Origin of the sequence: Lentibacillus amyloliquefaciens (assembly GCF_001307805.1) — a bacterium.
Classification (GTDB): domain Bacteria; phylum Bacillota; class Bacilli; order Bacillales; family Amphibacillaceae; genus Lentibacillus; species Lentibacillus amyloliquefaciens.
The window spans coordinates 2889660-2906368 of sequence record NZ_CP013862.1 but is presented as its reverse complement, the minus strand read 5'-3'; the positions used below and the strand labels follow the sequence as shown (position 1 = coordinate 2906368).

At 43.7% G+C, this 16709-nt stretch carries 16 protein-coding genes and 2 riboswitches; of the genes, 6 read left to right on the top strand and 10 right to left on the bottom strand.

Features of this window, described 5'->3' with window-relative positions:
• Positions 1 to 217 precede the first annotated feature (217 nt).
• On the bottom strand, positions 218 to 439 hold the full coding sequence (locus AOX59_RS14650; protein ID WP_068446663.1) for a hypothetical protein: 222 nt from the start codon (positions 437 to 439) through the stop codon (positions 218 to 220).
• A 316-nt stretch (positions 440 to 755) separates the two neighbouring features.
• On the opposite strand from AOX59_RS14650, the gene AOX59_RS14645 reads away from it, so the two are divergent.
• Genes AOX59_RS14645 through AOX59_RS14635 form a run of 3 tightly spaced genes read left to right on the top strand, consistent with a single transcriptional unit; the run spans position 756 to position 3845 of the window.
• Positions 756 to 1661 (top strand): M23 family metallopeptidase, encoded by a 906-nt coding sequence (locus AOX59_RS14645; protein WP_068446662.1) that lies wholly within the window; start codon positions 756 to 758, stop codon positions 1659 to 1661.
• A gap of 14 nt (positions 1662 to 1675) precedes the next feature.
• Complete coding sequence (locus tag AOX59_RS14640; RefSeq protein WP_068446661.1) at positions 1676 to 2602, top strand: ABC transporter ATP-binding protein; 927 nt, start codon at positions 1676 to 1678, stop codon at positions 2600 to 2602.
• Positions 2595 to 3845 (top strand): ABC transporter permease, encoded by a 1251-nt coding sequence (locus AOX59_RS14635; RefSeq protein ID WP_068446660.1) that lies wholly within the window; start codon positions 2595 to 2597, stop codon positions 3843 to 3845. The genes AOX59_RS14640 and AOX59_RS14635 overlap by 8 nt, the downstream gene beginning before the upstream one ends.
• 308 nt (positions 3846 to 4153) lie before the next feature.
• Here AOX59_RS14635 and AOX59_RS14630 read toward each other — a convergent pair whose 3' ends face one another.
• From AOX59_RS14630 to AOX59_RS19780, 5 genes are all read right to left on the bottom strand, one after another.
• Positions 4154 to 4981, bottom strand: a complete 828-nt coding sequence (locus AOX59_RS14630; RefSeq protein ID WP_068446659.1) for a nucleotidyltransferase domain-containing protein — start codon at positions 4979 to 4981, stop codon at positions 4154 to 4156.
• A gap of 130 nt (positions 4982 to 5111) precedes the next feature.
• A complete protein-coding gene (locus AOX59_RS14625) occupies positions 5112 to 6800 on the bottom strand; it encodes an aryl-sulfate sulfotransferase (RefSeq protein WP_068446658.1) in 1689 nt (562 codons plus the stop codon).
• A 155-nt stretch (positions 6801 to 6955) separates the two neighbouring features.
• Positions 6956 to 7366, bottom strand: a complete 411-nt coding sequence (locus tag AOX59_RS14620) for a hypothetical protein (protein ID WP_068446657.1) — start codon at positions 7364 to 7366, stop codon at positions 6956 to 6958.
• Between the two features lie 164 nt (positions 7367 to 7530).
• Complete coding sequence (locus tag AOX59_RS14615; protein WP_068446656.1) at positions 7531 to 7773, bottom strand: hypothetical protein; 243 nt, start codon at positions 7771 to 7773, stop codon at positions 7531 to 7533.
• A 138-nt stretch (positions 7774 to 7911) separates the two neighbouring features.
• Positions 7912 to 8064 carry a hypothetical protein gene (locus AOX59_RS19780; RefSeq protein ID WP_156418717.1) on the bottom strand — a complete coding sequence of 51 codons (153 nt, stop codon included), beginning with the start codon at positions 8062 to 8064 and terminating at the stop codon, positions 7912 to 7914.
• Positions 8065 to 8353: 289 nt separating this feature from the next.
• Between AOX59_RS19780 and AOX59_RS14610 the strand changes: the two genes are divergently transcribed.
• Entirely contained in the window at positions 8354 to 9253 is a 900-nt protein-coding gene (locus tag AOX59_RS14610; RefSeq protein WP_068446655.1) for an N-acetylmuramoyl-L-alanine amidase family protein, read from the top strand.
• A gap of 111 nt (positions 9254 to 9364) precedes the next feature.
• Positions 9365 to 10639, top strand: a complete 1275-nt coding sequence (locus AOX59_RS14605) for a hypothetical protein (RefSeq protein WP_156418716.1) — start codon at positions 9365 to 9367, stop codon at positions 10637 to 10639.
• A gap of 108 nt (positions 10640 to 10747) precedes the next feature.
• Here the strand turns inward: AOX59_RS14605 and AOX59_RS14600 are convergent, their stop codons facing one another.
• Genes AOX59_RS14600 through AOX59_RS14590 form a run of 3 tightly spaced genes read right to left on the bottom strand, consistent with a single transcriptional unit; the run spans position 10748 to position 14413 of the window.
• The gene (locus tag AOX59_RS14600; protein WP_068446653.1) at positions 10748 to 11791 is read right to left on the bottom strand and encodes a ribonucleotide-diphosphate reductase subunit beta; all 1044 of its coding nucleotides are present in this window, start codon (positions 11789 to 11791) and stop codon (positions 10748 to 10750) included.
• Positions 11772 to 12200 carry a flavodoxin gene (locus tag AOX59_RS14595; protein ID WP_068446652.1) on the bottom strand — a complete coding sequence of 143 codons (429 nt, stop codon included), beginning with the start codon at positions 12198 to 12200 and terminating at the stop codon, positions 11772 to 11774. The genes AOX59_RS14600 and AOX59_RS14595 overlap by 20 nt, the downstream gene beginning before the upstream one ends.
• Positions 12201 to 12202: 2 nt before the next feature.
• The gene (locus AOX59_RS14590) at positions 12203 to 14413 is read right to left on the bottom strand and encodes a ribonucleoside-diphosphate reductase subunit alpha (RefSeq protein ID WP_068446651.1); all 2211 of its coding nucleotides are present in this window, start codon (positions 14411 to 14413) and stop codon (positions 12203 to 12205) included.
• Positions 14414 to 14527: 114 nt separating this feature from the next.
• Positions 14528 to 14719: riboswitch (cobalamin riboswitch) on the bottom strand.
• Between the two features lie 350 nt (positions 14720 to 15069).
• Positions 15070 to 15250, top strand: a riboswitch (Lysine riboswitch).
• A 115-nt stretch (positions 15251 to 15365) separates the two neighbouring features.
• Here AOX59_RS14590 and dapA point away from each other — a divergent pair.
• The gene (gene dapA, locus AOX59_RS14585) at positions 15366 to 16253 is read left to right on the top strand and encodes a 4-hydroxy-tetrahydrodipicolinate synthase (protein WP_068446650.1); all 888 of its coding nucleotides are present in this window, start codon (positions 15366 to 15368) and stop codon (positions 16251 to 16253) included.
• Positions 16254 to 16443: 190 nt separating this feature from the next.
• Here the strand turns inward: dapA and AOX59_RS19775 are convergent, their stop codons facing one another.
• Entirely contained in the window at positions 16444 to 16584 is a 141-nt protein-coding gene (locus AOX59_RS19775) for a hypothetical protein (protein WP_156418715.1), read from the bottom strand.
• Positions 16585 to 16709: the final 125 nt, after the last annotated feature.

Sequence of the window (16709 nt, the reverse complement as noted above, 5' to 3'; positions counted from 1 at the left end):
GGAATAAGTTTGTTCAGTTATTCACAATTGTATCATAAAGTTATGGCAGAAGTGTGAACATATCTTTTTCCGCCAACTTTAAAGTGTGTGTTCAAAAAGGAGGATAAAAAGGACCGAGAAGTTCGAGGCGGTGCAGGTTCGAGCAGCGGAGAAACAAGCCAACGAAGAAATTCGACGTGTCATTTTTACCGGACTTTTTGAACAACCTTTTAAATGATCATTCTTCAATTTCGCTGCGACTCAGAACATTCATAATGACAATAAAAAGTGCAGCAAAGAACGTGAATATGACTTCACCACCCATTTCCCGAATCACTGCTAATAAGGCAAATGGCGTGATAACCGCTATCGCCAGACTGAGATTTGGTTTTCTGTCCAATAAATAAATCGATAAAATAAATGCTGTTAGTGTAAGGATTGCTAAAAGCCATCCCATCATTTTCACCTTCCTGTTTTGTGTATATCTGTCAGTTAAAACCATTATAATATCATGAAGTTCCGACCTAATTGAGATTGAATTTTTGACAATTTGAGCCGATAAGTTGTGAACTTCAGCCAATTCTGTGACAACTTAAGCTAAACCATCAGATTGGGCTGCCCCCATTTTACACCTTTTCTGTAATATTTCCATATTCAAAAAAAACTATGCTTTATGAAACTTATTGATTGTTTCTGCGTACTATTAGACAGGGCAGATCATTAATAAATACACCGGGAAAAGAAGACTGGCCTCATAACCGCTGAGGAGTGACGACGTGACGTTTGCTATTATACAATTGCTTGTCATTCAAATTGTTTTACCCGCCTATTTCATTTATGAACTGTGGCGGGCAAAAGTGAAAAACAGACTTGATTGGATCATCATCCTGCTGTTTACCATCACGTTTGCCATCTGGCTGTTTCTTTCCGGCAGATGGGATTGGACAGGATACTATTTCAAATACATATGGCTGATTTTATTGATCCCGGCAATTTATTTTTCCTGGCAAAAGACAAAAGACCTGCCGTTTCGAACGACACTAAAAACCGGCCAAAAGTTTTCTCGGGGCATTTATATTTTTCTGCTGCTCGTCTTCGGTTTGTATAATCTCAATATTTTCAGCGGTTATACAACGAACGACGATGCTGTCGATCTTGCTTTTCCATTACAGGAAGGCACCTATTATATCGGGCATGGAGGCAGTTCCACCCAGCTGAACTATCACAACACCTATGAACCTCAAGCATACGCGGTTGACATTGTCGCCTTAAACAACTTCGGATTCAGGGCGAATGGTTTGTATCCGAAAGACCTTGAGAAATACGAAATCTACAGCCACACACTTTACGCACCCTGTTCCGGTGAAGTTGTTGAATCGGGTGACGGGCGGCCGGATATGACACCGCCGGAAATGGATTCTGAAAACCCGTTTGGAAACTATGTCGGTATCGGTTGTAAAGAAACGAAGGCGGATGTCTATATTGCCCATATGCAGGAAAATAGTGTCGCTGTTGATAAGGGTGACACGATCCAAGAAGGCCAGCCGATTGGTGCTGTTGGAAATTCCGGAAATACTTCCGAGCCGCATCTGCATATTCATGCGGAGAAAGACAGTGTTGGCGTGCCAATCACATTTGACGGCAAATTTTTAACCCGGAACGATCTTATCCGCTCACATTAGAAAGGAGAGGAACCATGGAAACAATGCTCACGGTAGACAAATTAAGTAAATCATTCAAGGACAAAAAGGCTGCGCGTGATGTATCCTTTGAAGTTCGAAAAGGCGAAATCATGGCGATTTTAGGACCGAATGGCGCCGGAAAGTCAACGACGATCCGCAATATTATGGGAATCATGTATCCCGATGAAGGTACTATTTCCTTTAGCGGCCATGAAGAAATTCCGCGCCATAAAATCGGCTATCTGCCGGAGGAGCGCGGCCTCTATAAAAACGTGAAAGTCATGGACATTCTGCTGTATTTGGCTGAATTGAAGGATTACCCGCTAGGTAAAGCCAAAGAGCGCGCACTCAGCTATTTGAAAAGATTCGATCTCGAAGGACTGGAAAACAGTTCGGTTGAAGAGCTATCAAAAGGGATGGGCCAGAAAGTGCAATTCATTTCTTCGATCATTCACGAGCCGGAACTGCTGATTCTGGATGAGCCTTTTTCCGGACTGGACCCTGTCAGCCAGGAATTATTTAAAAATGAAATACGCAGCCTTGCGGAAAATGGTACTGCGATTCTGTTATCCTCACATCAGATGAATCTGGTGGAAGAAATGTGTGACCGCCTGTTTATGATGCACAATGGCGAGCGGATCATTTACGGAGATATGGATGACGTGAAAGAGAAATACGCCAACTTCAAATGTACGATACACGGAAAAAACGATATAAGTGATCTGGAGGGCTTGCCGGATGTTGAGCGAATCGAACAGGATGAAGATACCTTTGTCCTCTACTTGTCCAAAGATGTGCAGGCGGTCAAGTGGCTGAAGAATTTGCCCGACAGCCTGTCCGTTCAGGAATTATCAATTGACCGCATATCACTGCACGAAATATTTATCGATATCGCAACAGAAGGAACCATTGCACAGAAAGAAGGTGTTCTTGATGCGTAATGCTATGAAAGTCGGCAAATGGGAAATTAAACGCAATTTGAAAAACAAATCATTTTTAATCGGGATGTTTTTGACACCTGCACTGATTTTAGTGTTCTTCTTTTTCGGAAGTCTTTTCGGCGATTCCGGTGATGGCGGTGAAACGACACAGGTTTATGTCAATGATCAACTTGGTATGTTTGAGGGGTTGCAACAAACGGCTGAAACAACTGATGTGAACTGGAATATGGAGACAACAGACGTCAGTGAAGAAAATGTGCAATCCGAACTGGAATCCAGTGAAAACACCGCCTATATTTTTCTTGATGAACGCGCACTGGAGGAAGGTGTCGTTCCAGTGTATACAAGTGAGGAAATCGGTACCGGCTTTATGAATCAGGTCCAGACACTGTCCAATCCGGTCAAAATGCTGCAGATGCAGCAGCTTGGTCTGTCGCAGGAAGAGCTTGAAGCGGTATCTGCGACGATTCAGTTTGAGGAAACGACAGCTGAAGAACTGACAGCGGAAGGCGAGGGGGCGTCATCTGAAAGCGGCGGATTCCTTGGGGAGGATCCATTTGAGCGCGTTATTCCGGGCGCATTTGCCGGCATTATTCTGTTTTCTATTGTCGTCTCCGGGATGTATATTTTCCAAAGTGCCTCCAGTGAGAAAAAAGATAAAATTGCTGAAATTATTTTATCGTCAGTTACGCCCGGCGAGTTAATGCAAGGCAAAATCATTGGTTATTTTATACTCGGAATGATACAGACTGCTGTATTTCTAGCGTTTGTCATCCCAATTAGTATATGGCAGCTGGATGATGTCGCCATTCTTGACTACTTGCTTGTACCCGAATTGATTCTCTTGGTTGGCATCGCCATACTTGGGTACTTCCTGTTTGCCGCACTTTTTGTCGGTGTCGGTGCAACCATGGCAGATATGTCATCAGCAGGCAACTTTCAGGGCATGGTGATGATGCTTCCGTTCATACCATTTATTTTTATCGGTCCGGTCATCAGCGATCCAAGCGGATTGGTAGCGCAGATCGGTACCTATATCCCGTTTACGACACCGGGCGTATTATTGATGCGGCTGACAGTAATGGAGGAATGGCCGTGGATTGAAATCATCATTGCTCTGGCTATTTTAGTAGTCAGCATCTGGATTTTCATGAAGCTTGCCGGCAAAATATTCAAAACCGGCATCCTCATGTACGGGAAAAATGCCACACCGGGTGAAATTTGGAAGTGGATTAAAGCATAACAATAGAAACTCATACAATGATTAAAAACCGTTGGAGCGTCTAAGGTCAATAGACCGCACCCCATTAAGCGGGTCAGCGCAGACAAAAAATAACCCCTTATGCCTACCAAGCATATGAGGGGTTATTTTTTTATCATTCTTATCGGTCATAATACATGTCAACAACATCCCAAATGAAATCATAAAAGAGGATAATGGAGCTTGATCAAACTACAGCTTTTCAAAGTCTACCTATGGGCATGAATGTCTCGAAAATTGGCACTATCGTTTTGTTATAGGATGTACATTTATGTTGGATTATTTAATAGTTATAATGCTTCTGTTTCAGTGATCAATTCCTGTAGTTCCTTAACTGCATTCCTGGTATTTGCAGTATCTGCTGAAAGAAGAGAAACAATATCATCAACCCGTTTTTTATAGTTCATAGGCTTGATCGGGAAGTCTTGAATCATGGCCACAGCTTTCTTCTCATTGATACAGTACACGTCGTTTTTTGCAAAGAGAACTTGATTTAAACAAGAAATACTTCGAAAACAATGGCCCATCACATATGAAATATCATCTTTATTAGCATTTGCCTCCATAAACATCAGGGAAAAAGAGGCTTCAAAAGAAAAATACTGTATCATCGCTTCTTTAAATTTCTCAGGGTAAGGTTCCGTTTTCTTTTTTAATTCACTTAGCTTGCCTTCGGGGTCAGATAAAATATTGCAAACAGCTAACTCTCCCATATACATGGCATTCAAATAGCCATGTGGATGCCCTGTTTGGTAATGAATAGATATGGCACCTGACAGACAATCATCAATCACTTTACTGACTCGTTTGATATCTCGAAATATGAGGTCTACATGGTAACCATGGACAACTAACCAGCCACCACCGTTTATCCATTCGCCCCATTCACCTAAAGAAGTGATTAAATGATCCTTTTTCACATCGTTAAGATTTGATGCTGATTTCTCAACATCATTGGTGTTAAACCCTTTTGATTCATCATAGTAAATCCCAATATCTATATCAGAATCTGTACTGTGAGTTCCTCTCGCTCTGGATCCTCCCAACACGATCCCTACCACTCCCGGCAATCCATCCAGTTCTTCTTTTACATCTTGAATCGTATCATCGACAGTCATTACATTTCACTCCGTATATTGGATCTGTTTTAGCTTTTTTCATATCAAAACGTTTATTCCACATATTCGCCCTAAGTGAACTGCTTAGCCTTCTGATGCTCCCCTTTTTTCAATTGAACGTCGCCACTAATCAGCCACCCAATTCAAGCTGCCAATCCTGTTCCGGGTACAGCGGCATGCGTTCTGCACGGTATGCCTGTCTATGACTTTTCTTTTCAAAGCCTGATATGACAAGATCGAATATGACGCCTGCCGGTTGGTCTTCGCTCACTTCAACGATCCGGCTGTTCATTCCTTCATCAACATCAATATAGCCTGAAGTCACAAGCCTGTTGCCTGTTCCTGTAAGATAATCAGCATCCCCGACAATCCTCGAGTAAAAGTCTTCTCCGCGTTCCTTGCCGAATTGCCAGACCTGCTCAACCGTCATTTCTTCAGGATTAATCCGGTACTGCACGCCCTGGCTGAAATCGCCGCTGAGCGGATCCTTACCACGGGTGATCACAACATTATTGTCAAATAGCAAATAATCATTGGTCGCATCATTATTGTCAAAATCCGGCATCGTCATCGGGGCATGTGGACCTGCCGGAAATTTAAAATCGTCACTTTTAGGTTCAAGCAAATACTGATCATAAGCATCGGGCCATTTTTCATGATCAGCCAATATCCAGTCAACTTCCCCTTCCGGATATGATAGTTTCATAATTAAATCCTGATGCCGGCTGGAAACGAGAATGGAATCATCTTTTTCTACGTAGTAAACGGCATTTTGATGGAACCAGTCGCCATCATCGGAGAATACATTGCCATAATCCTCGTAAAAGTCCTCAGGAAACAGGTCGCGGAAACTGAAGTCCCGCACTGTTTCGCCTGTCTCCCGGTCAATCTCGATCATTTCATCTTCTATATAGGGTGATGCCATATCGTGCACTGTCGCAAGGAAGTTCCCGTTCGGCAATTCAATCATGCCGTGGTGCACCACATTTGTATCCGGGTAATCATCCAGCTGGATCAGATAGGAATTGTATACTTTCCCGAGCATATCCATCTCCAGCATTTCATTGTATTGGTTCTGGCCCTTTTCTTTAGTACCGTAGAGGATATGACCATTGTCAAGCCGCTTAAAAACGTGCGAGTTCCATAGTGTCGAATACCAGCGGACATCGGCATTATGGTCCACCCCATATGCGTATCGGGTGCTCGGAATAACAAATGTTAGGCCATTTTCCATTTTTTCAGGGTGCGATTCTGCTGTTTCATTCGTTAAAAAGTCATCAGGCAATGGCTCCGTTTCAATCGTGAATGAATGAGTTGACGTCTCACCGGACTTTGCTGTTGTTTCGATGGTTATGGTATTTTCATAGTTTGGATAGAGTCCCAGTACGGGTATGGTATGTGTTGTTCGATAGTTATCAAAAGAACGTTCAATATCAGAATACTCGTCTTTTCCTTCAACAGTGACCGTGGTTTTAGCAGGTTCATCCGTTTCAAACATGGCTACTGCTGTTAACGGCGCTGCACCATAGGGATCCAGTTTTACCAACGGATTATCCAATGAATGAGACCCTTTTTCAAATTCTTCCTGATACGCGGCTTCCAGTTCTTTTTGTTCGTCCATACGGCGTGTGTCGGAAACAGAAAGCTGTTCCACTTCACCATCAGGGTGAAATGAAACAGCTGTGCTTTCTGATGTTTCAACTTTCTCATCCGTGCCGATTGTTGCGTCATCCGAATTTTCTCCCGTGTATTCGATAACCACGAAAAATATCACCATGATGACCGCCAGCACCACGAAAGTTGCCAATGCTTTTCGCATTATGACACCGCCTTTTGTTGTAAAGAATATGTTGTCGATTTTTAGTTTAACTCACTAATCAGTATAAATGATACGATGCATGCCTACAAGCAATGACATAATACTATTTTCTGTTTTAATGGCTTGCGTTTACGATTCGAAAACATCACGATGCTTTATTTTTCAGTTTCCAGTGTAAATTTTTCGGTGTTCTCATCCCATTCAACGGTCACCTCAATAACGGCGTCCTCACGCACAAGGCTGCCGCTTCTGTTAGTAAATACTTTTTCTTCAGGCGGCGAATCATACTGCCTTCGCATTCCGGATGCGCTTGTCGGCGTTTTGTATTCATAGTACAATTCTTTGGTGGAAGCAAACTCTTCCAGCGGACCTTTATAACTCAGCATGAATTTAGCATCCACTTTCTCATTACGCTTCCGGATCTCTTCTTCTTCATAAAAAACTTCCTCACCCTCAATTTCAAAAACAGCTGACCAGTGCTCGCTCTCTCCGACAAATGTATAGTCGTGTGTGATGACATCTCTATTTGTTGAATCGGTTTGCTCCGAATCAACAACAAACGTCACAATGATCGCTAGTAGAACAAATCCAATGACTGCTGTGATAGCTTTTCTGCGGTTAACAGCCGATCACTACCTTTCTTTGTGCCGTATATCCATGGTTAAAGTTAAGGCTGTTTTTAAAAATAATTGTACATCAAACTGGAGAGCTTAATTGTATGAGTCATCCCTCAAGCAAGCCTCTGGTGAATAATATCATAGCTGCGTTGTACATCCTCTTCCTTAACCTTAAGATGATAGGTTGTAACAGTGCCCTTCCGCCTGTTTTTGCCGTTATTAGTTGTCAATGTGCTGACTTTGTAGCTAATCCCCTTTTTATTCAGCCTGTTTTTGGCTTTATAATAATCATCAATATTCTGTGTTGCGTATACAATTTCCCATTTCTGAAACAACCCTATCATAAATTGATGCATAAGGATTCCTCCCCGCTCCGGCCAGCCGGATATAATTAATTTTCCCAGAAACAGCAGCAACCAGCTATGATATTCGCGTACGGTTAATTTTTGAAGTCATTCCTCCTTTCGTTTCCATATTATTCTATGCCGGCTCCCTCATGACCAATGCCTGAAAAAAGCGGATATTCCTCTGATGAGCCATTTGAATAGCCCAACAATTAACTCCGGGAAGAATAGAAGTAAATCCGCGAGCCAGCCGCGATCTTTATTATTGTCACGTCGTTGTTTATTTTTATGATTTGTGGCCATTTTGCCTCTCCACCTCGATTATTTTCCATGTTATGATGACTAAGACAATTGAAATACTCCCATGAATCGATTCTATCAATATCTGAATCTGCTTGTTTTGCAGAGGTACCTGTGGTAAAATACCGAACACAAAGAAAACCTTTCGAGATGATTAAGAGTCAATTACCTTATTTTTCTCGATACTTCTTCAGATATCCTGCTTTTTTTCTAAAACTTTTGAATGATTTTTTAAATTTTATGTTTGAAAATTTTTCTGAATGGATAACATAAAACAAAAAGGAGAGGTTTGATGGGGAAAATACGTATTATTATAACAGCAATTGGATTTATACTGTTTTTCGCAATGCTTACCCCGACTGTACTGGCAGATGATGGCGATACATATGAAGTCGGCACTGACATATTAAATGTCAGAACCGCACCATCGCACAGCGCAGATATTGTTGGTCATCTTACAAATGGGGATCAAGTAGTTGTATTTCAGAAAGAACATGGATGGGCGCAAACTTATTATGATGGACAAGTTGTCTGGGTAGCGGCGCATTACCTCTTTCAGACCGGCAGTGATGAGGCGGTCACTACCGTTTCCAATACCGGGAGTGAAACAAGTTCAGAAACAACAGAGCCAGCCGGGACATCATCAGGCACCCTGAACGGCTATAACATCATTCTTGATCCCGGACATGGCGGCAATGACCCTGGTGCAATAGGCATCAATGGCACTCTTGAAAAATCCCACACACTAAGTACAGCGGAAAGAGTCGCTCAGGGATTGCGCGAGGCTGGCGCAACGGTTTTAATGACGCGTGCAGATGATAAATATGTATCACTTGAAGAACGTGTTCGCATCAGTAATTCATATGCGACAGATGCTTTTATCAGTTTGCACTATAATGCCTTCCCGCTTGAAGGGGTTAATGGGTTCAGCACCTATTATGCTTCAAGCGGCAATGAACGTGCACTCGCTTCAAGCATCCAATCCGGACTTGAAGGAAACATGGCTCTGAACAGCCGAGGACTTATGCAAAACGGATTTCACGTGATGCAGAACAACAGTGATTTGTCAGTATTAGTTGAACTCGGATTCATCACCAGTCCATACGACCTGTCGGTAATCCGGACCGCTGACCACAAAGCGAATGCTGCTGATGGCATTGTTGAAGGTGTATTGAACTATTTTCATAAGTAAAGAGAAAAAGCTGTCCTTTGGGCAGCTTTTTTATTAATAAAAATAACGCTATGTCAGCTGCCCCAAGAAGGTGTTATACTTGATATAATGCACAAAAAGTGAGGGGGGCCAATGATGGCTGAAGAATTTCAGACAGTTGTGGATGACATTCGTGAAAGTTTAAGTTTAAACAATCACAAACTGAAGCGTCATCACTTCTTCCGTGAAAAAAATCATTTTAATGAAACGACTTATATTTTAAGCATGGAATGGTTTCCCGAAAACAGTAATATTGCCACAGACGATTATAATCCGGAAGGCACTGCTGTTGTTGATGTCAACTTTCATACGAAAGAAATAAAGCAGATTTTATTCGTTAACAATGTCAACAGCGCCGACCACAGTGTGTACCCATCTTCAGTCGTAAAAGAAGATGTGATTGATTGGATTGAAGATATGACAGCGCTGACGTTTGGCCGGCAGTTTTTGATCGCTCAGGAAGATGAGCAGAAACTGGTATTCCGCGCAGCAGTCGACAATATCCCGGTATCTCCCAGCGGAATGATTAGAGTCGAATTCAATGAAAATGGCTTGCTGACACTATTTTCAATTGACGGTGAATTTCCCACTGAAGAACAGATTGAGTGGGAGCCGTTTGCGCTGACACCTGACACGTATGAACCTGTTGCAGAAACACAGTGCCAGTTGCTGGAGCTTCCCAGTCAGGAACAGGAAAAATGGCTGCCTGTGTATGGGATGGAAGAACTATTTTTGACAAATGATGCGACACGGACCATTCCGTTTACGTTTGGTGAGGACCGCAGTTCTTTTATTCCCAAGGATGAGGTCTTGCGGTGGGATGCACCGCTCGAGGGAAATTTTGAACGAAAAGAAATTGATCTGTCATCCGAAGTGACATTTGAGACCGTGCTGGCCAATACACCGCACCCGGATACGTTTCCATTAACAGATGAGGAAGTTGAAGCGTGCGAACGGGAAGTACTAAGCTTTATGCGGCTCGTTTATCCGAATGAGAGCGGCAAGCGGAGTCTTACCGGATTTTATCTAAAAGATGGCTACATCAAAGCTGAAATCAAACCCGTGCATGACGCAAAAAAAGCACTCAATTTAAAAATAAACCTGATTATTGAACGAAACACATTGAGGGCGGTTAATTATTTTGACCAGGACAACCTGTTCGAAGCATTCAAGCATTTTGCAAAGTCAGATAAGCCGATTTTATCATCGGAAGAAGCGTTCGAAAAATTGCGCGGGCACCTCGACATTGACCCGGTTTATGTCTATGACAGCGAGCGCGAAACCTATATCATGTGCGGCAAGCTGGACTGCGATTACGGCGTGAATGCAGTAACAGGTGAAGTTCTGAAGTTGAATGAAATGTTTTAGCCGGTGCGCTGGATGGCGCACCGGCTATTTTTACGTGTCTAGTATGTGAACTTCGGGGAAAACACACCGAAGTTCGGGATTTCAACTAGACACCCGCATCTGCTCAGCTCACAAATCATCAAACCCGTTCAGGTCACTCGTTTTCGTATATTGTCGTGATTTTTGTTCAAAAAAATCAGTCTTGGTTTCGTCAAAGTTATCAGCATAGGCGCGAATCCATTTCATTGGATTTTCCGTATGATCCGGGTAGAACTCGCTCAGGCCCATCATACGCAGCATTTTGTTGGCGCGGTACTTAATATAGCCGGCCATTTCATCGAGATCGATTCCTTCAATATCAGCGAGCACGTAAGCGGACCATTCGATTTCGAGTTCAACCGATTCGCTGAACCTGCTGTAAACCCAGTCGGTAAATTCCGCTGTATTCAAATCGGGATTTTCATCCAATGCTGCCCGGAATAATTCAGCAATAAACCGCCCGTGTTCGAGTTCATCCCGGTTGATGTAGCTAATCATCGTTGATGTGCCGACCATCTTATTTTTTCGTGCAAGATGGTAGAAAAACGCAAAGCCGGAATAGAAAAACATCCCTTCCAGAAGCGCTGTATAGACAGTTGTCTTCAGTATATTTTCAATCGTCGGTTCCTCAACAAATGCGTTGTATTGCTGCATGAGTGTCTCGTTCCGTTTCAGCAGCACAGGATCAGTTCGCCCGAGCTGAAACGACTCATTCTGCTCATCAAGCGAAACAACTGAAGACAATACATACGAGTAGCTTTCATTGTGCACGGCTTCCTGCTGGGCGATGACCGCCATAATCGACTGGACAGACGGATCGGTCGCATATAATGACAAAAGCAGTGCCGTCCGTGTCTGCGGAGCATCCAGCGTTGAAAGGAGACCGATAATTTTCAAATACGCATCTTTCTCCGCGTCCGTCAATGATGAAAACTGACGCAAATCATCAGACATGTTGATTTCATCGGCCTGCCAGTAATTGCCGATCAGCCGCTTATACATTTTATACCAGTGCGGATAAGCGATATCGTTCCAATTGAGAATACCGCTCGACTTTCCTCCGAATAAGGCTGTCGATTTGTTCGGGTTCATTGGTTCCAGCGTTTTTGCTTTTTCAAGTAAGACTTTTGACATCTTTAAGCACTCCTTCCAGCCATTCTTGTACCAATTGTTCCTGTGAGCCGCGGGGTGACTGCTCGATTTTCAAACCGTACCATTTGCTCTCGTAAAATGTGACCAGTTTATCCACCGCCCGGCAATACAACTCATCACCGCCAAATTGCGTATCCCCGGTCCCGAACACAGCAACATTATCCGGTTTATAGCCGACCTCCAATACAAAATCTTTTACCTCATCAGGGGTCGCGCCCTTCTCCCACGTAAACGTTCCGATGAAAATCAAATCGTAAGCGGATGCGTCAATCGGCGGATCAATGCCAATCCTGTGCATATCCGCCAACACGCCATCTGACGCCAGATAATCAGCGACCAATTCAGCCGTTTCCTTCGTATTGCCGCTGTATGATAAATAGGCGATTATCATTCTCAACTTTCACACCACTCACATTCTTCGACATCATTAGCCGTTGACCGGACATAATACGTTGTTTTAAGCCCTTCTTTCCATGCCTGCAGGTGCAGATCAAGGAGCACGGAAGCCTTAATCGTGTTCGGCACATAAATATTGAATGAAATGCTCTGGTCAATATGTCGCTGCCGTGCCGCATTCTGTCTGACCGACCAGCGCTGATCGAGAATATATGCCGACCGGCGGTAAATTCCGTACGTGTGATGATCAAGCTCGGGTGCGGTCACAGCAATTTTGAAATCCTTCTTTTCTTCAAAATAGAATGGTTTGAATACCGGATCGATACTCGCTGTGGAACCGGCAATCATCGATGTTGATGAATTTGGCGCAACAGCCATTAGATAGCCGTTGCGGATACCGTACTCAGCGACATCCTGCTTGAGTGCCTCCCACTTATCACCGGTATAACCTTTATCGGTAAAATACTGCCCTGTCTGCCATTTGCTGCCGGTGAATGCCGGATAGCTTCCCTTTTCTCTGCTCAGCTCCATACTGGTCTTAATCGTTAAATAGGCAACTTTTTCATACAGCTTGTCGGCGAAATCAACTGACTCCTCAGACTCCCAGGCGATATTCTCTTTTGCCAGCAGATGGTGCCAGCCGAATGTTCCCAGACCAATAGCGCGGTATTTCTGGTTCGTTAATTGTGTTTGCTTCAGCGGCAGTGTGTTTATGCCAATCGCATTATCGAGCATTCGGACCTGAATGCTGATCAGACGCTCCAGAACCTGCTCCGGAACAGCCCGTCCAAGGTTGATGGAACTCAAGTTGCAGACAACATAGTCACCGGGTTTATATTTTTTCACAATCGTTCCATCCGCTTCAGTCAGTTCTTCCAAAAATTCCGTCGGTGACTGGTTCTGCGTGATTTCTGTGCAAAGGTTCGAACAATAGATCATACCTTCATGCGGATTATTGTTCTGACGGTTCACCTCATCACGGTAAAACATGAATGGTGTGCCGGATTCGAGCTGTGATTTCATAATCCGCTTCATAATATCGATTGCCGGTATGACATGTTTCGTAAGTTCATCTGATTCAACACATTCCAAATAGCGCTCGCGAAAAGAACCTGCACCTTTCTCTTCATCATAGAACTCCTCAAGCGAATAGCCCATCACCTCGCGAACTTCATGTGGGTCAAACAAGTACCAGTCTCCGCGCTTTTCCACCTGTTCCATAAAATAATCCGGCAGAGAGACACCTGTGAAAATATCGTGTGCGCGGAGCCGCTCATCACCGTTATTCAGCTTCAAATCAAGAAACGCTTCAATATCGGCGTGCCAGACGTCAAGGTAAATGGCAATCGCACCTTTTCGCGTCCCGAGCTGATCGACACTGACAGCTGTGTTGTTCAACTGTTTAATCCATGGAACGACACCGCTCGACATACCTTTATAGCCTTTAATCGAGCTGCCGCGGCTGCGGATTTTACCCATGTAAACACCGATGCCGCCGCCATTTTTCGATAGTTTGGCAATGTCGGTATTACTGTCATAAATCGACTGCAGGCTGTCATCAACGGTATCGATGAAGCAGCTCGATAGCTGGCCGTGTGTTTTACCCGCATTGGTAAGTGTTGGTGTAGCAACTGTCATGTACAGATTGCTGAGTGCCCAATACGCTTCCACGACGTATTGGCCGCGATATTCAGGCGTCTCATCTTGCATCAGATGCATCGCAATGATCATCCAGCGTTCCTGCGGCAATTCATAAGTATTTTTATGGTGGTCGGCGGCCAGATATCGAGTTGCCAGGTTATACAGACCAAGGTAGTTGAACAATAAATCCCGCTTTGGCTCAATGATCTTGCCGAAGTTGTCAATTTCATAGCTGTTATATTTTTTCAGAAGGTGATCTGAATAAATGCCTTTATCGGTCAATGTCGTAATGAGCGAATGAAAGTCACCGTATTGGCGGCTGAAATCATAACCTCTATTGGTTGCTGCCTGTTCATATAATGTCTGCAGATACAGACTTGCAGCCACAAATGTCCAGTCAGGTGCCGTCTCATCAATGTTTTCCAGTGCCAGTTTTATTAAGTGATTCTTATCGAATGAAGCATCTTTTTTATATGCTTTTTCCAAAAATGCTTCCTTATCCACATTCAGTCCTTCTGTTGCCGTTTCAATGATTGAGACGAGTTCGTCAGTTGCTGTCAATGTCATTGCTCTGCCTCCTTTAAAAATTAAAAACCGCTCACCCCCGGGGATGAACGGTTATAAAACGACAGAAATTAAATAGTATGTCCCTGTCATTTCACCATCTCTTGCCCCGAGGATTGAAACGTCCGAACCCAGGCAGGTCTCCTGACTCGTGCTTCTGTCTACTGAGGCCCTTCCCATATAGCTGCCATGAAGCTCGCAATACAGTGGATAGCCTGTTCGTCCACACTTACAGTTGCGGGGACAGTTCCGGATTCTCACCGGATTCCCTTTTAAGACGAAGATGTCACCTTGATTCGCCAACACTATATATAGTGTTATGATTAGATATTTTTTAATATATATTGTATTTAATAGGCTATCATAGAAAATCATCTCTTGCAATAGATTTAAAATTTGTTTTCTAAAAGGTGGTTGTGTTGGCAAAAAATCCATAAAATGCGATATAGACATCTCGTGAGCTCTGGCGACGCAGCTCAGAATTTCTTGCTTTCCGTGGGCTCCACTCGCCCTAAAGTTCGCGAAGTGTATTTTCGGAGCTGTGGCTCAACTTTCAGGACATTTCATTAGTATGTCGAAATTTATCTCGAACCCCCTTGAAATACTAAGAACCATGTGTTAAATTATAACTAATTATATATTTCTTACTTCAACACGTTGAAGTAGGTAGAGGTGCGAAGGTCATCAGTACACAGTAGCAGGATTATGGGATCCGTTGATGATTGTGGAAAGGGGAATTCGCCGAAACTTAAGAGAATCTCATATTCTCAGGGGTTGGTTCTGCTATTGAATAAGTACAGGACTGTCATATAGGAGACTATATGGAGGGCTATCTTGCGCAAATAGAAATGTAAGTAACGTTTCTGCTGCAACAGCGAACCCTCGTTGTTGTTTTTTTATTGCAATAATGGGGGGATAGCCCTTTTTTAAAATTTAAAAAGGGGTGTGAAAAACAATGAATTTTGGTCAGGTTTTAACTGCGATGGTAACCCCATTCGATCAAAATGGGCATGTCGATTTCAACAAAACACGTTCATTGGTAAATTACTTAATTGCAAATGGCTCTGACGGATTAGTCGTGGCAGGGACGACAGGTGAATCCCCGACCCTGACAAATAATGAAAAATTGGACTTGTTTCGTTTCGTCGCCCAAGTAGCAAATGGACGGGCAGCCATTATTGCAGGAACAGGTTCAAACAGCACGCATACTTCTATTGAACTGACTCAGCAAGCTGAGGCAACTGGTGTCGACGCTGTCATGCTCACAACACCTTATTACAACAAACCTTCACAGGAAGGCCTTTATGAGCACTATAAAGCAGTTGCACAAGCGACATCCTTGCCTGTCATGCTTTATAATGTCCCGGGTAGAAGCGCCGTGGCAATTGCACCGGAAACGATTATCCGGCTGTCCGAAGTCAGTAACATCGTGTCGGTGAAAGAAGCGAGCGGCGACCTTGATGCTATGACTGAGATCATCAGTAAAACATCTGATAACTTCACCCTATACAGTGGTGATGACAGTCTGACACTCCCTGTTTTGGCAATTGGCGGAAACGGCGTCATCTCTGTAGCTGCACACGTCATTGGTAGCGAAATGCAAGAAATGATTACCTGTTTTAATAATGGTGATGTCAAGCGGGCAGCAACGATCCATCAGGAAACACTCCCTGTCATGAAGGCGTTGTTTAAACAGCCGAGTCCTTCCCCGGTGAAAGCCGCCTTAAATATGATGGGCATTAACGTTGGAGACGTCCGTCTTCCAATGATGCCGCTGACGGACGAGGAAAATCATCAATTAAAACAAATGCTGCCATCAGCCAAAGTAACCGAAGCAGGCTGAGGATTATGACCCGGTGAATGAACGTGATTTTCTGTTCATTCACCGGGTTTTTTATTGCCGGCCACTTGATTGACCCCCCACACTTAATTGTGAACATTTCAGCTGAAAAATTGTGAACTTCAGCCGATTTGGACTTAAGCCGAATCCCATCAAACTTCAACCGAAACTGTAGTAACTCAAGGCGAATCCATTACGAGCGGCGATTCAGTGTAAAAATACGATACCGCTCGGTCACATTGCAGTCGCTCGCTTCAAACACCTTCAGCATTAGTGAATTATTTTCACTTGTCGGTCCGATATAATACGATGTCCCGAAATCATCTTTCAGCACCTGTAATACCAGTGAATGGAGCGGTTTGCTTTTCCCTTTGCCGCGCTCATCCGGTATCAGACCGAAATAGAACAGTCTTCCTTCGTTGCGCGCGCCAGGTTCGATATGCGGTATGACAACACCAA

Bases quoted from the DNA above. Each gene is read 5' to 3' on its own strand.
- AOX59_RS14650 (WP_068446663.1), bottom strand. From the start codon at position 439: ATGATGGGATGGCTTTTAGCAATCCTTACACTAACAGCATTTATTTTA.
- AOX59_RS14640 (WP_068446661.1), top strand. From the start codon at position 1,676: ATGGAAACAATGCTCACGGTAGACAAATTAAGTAAATCATTCAAGGAC.
- AOX59_RS14635 (WP_068446660.1), top strand. From the start codon at position 2,595: ATGCGTAATGCTATGAAAGTCGGCAAATGGGAAATTAAACGCAATTTG.
- AOX59_RS14630 (WP_068446659.1), bottom strand. From the start codon at position 4,981: ATGACTGTCGATGATACGATTCAAGATGTAAAAGAAGAACTGGATGGA.
- AOX59_RS14625 (WP_068446658.1), bottom strand. From the start codon at position 6,800: ATGCGAAAAGCATTGGCAACTTTCGTGGTGCTGGCGGTCATCATGGTG.
- AOX59_RS14615 (WP_068446656.1), bottom strand. From the start codon at position 7,773: ATGCATCAATTTATGATAGGGTTGTTTCAGAAATGGGAAATTGTATAC.
- AOX59_RS19780 (WP_156418717.1), bottom strand. From the start codon at position 8,064: ATGGCCACAAATCATAAAAATAAACAACGACGTGACAATAATAAAGAT.
- AOX59_RS14610 (WP_068446655.1), top strand. From the start codon at position 8,354: ATGGGGAAAATACGTATTATTATAACAGCAATTGGATTTATACTGTTT.
- AOX59_RS14605 (WP_156418716.1), top strand. From the start codon at position 9,365: ATGATGGCTGAAGAATTTCAGACAGTTGTGGATGACATTCGTGAAAGT.
- AOX59_RS14600 (WP_068446653.1), bottom strand. From the start codon at position 11,791: ATGTCAAAAGTCTTACTTGAAAAAGCAAAAACGCTGGAACCAATGAAC.
- AOX59_RS14595 (WP_068446652.1), bottom strand. From the start codon at position 12,200: ATGATAATCGCCTATTTATCATACAGCGGCAATACGAAGGAAACGGCT.
- AOX59_RS14590 (WP_068446651.1), bottom strand. From the start codon at position 14,413: ATGACATTGACAGCAACTGACGAACTCGTCTCAATCATTGAAACGGCA.
- dapA (WP_068446650.1), top strand. From the start codon at position 15,366: ATGAATTTTGGTCAGGTTTTAACTGCGATGGTAACCCCATTCGATCAA.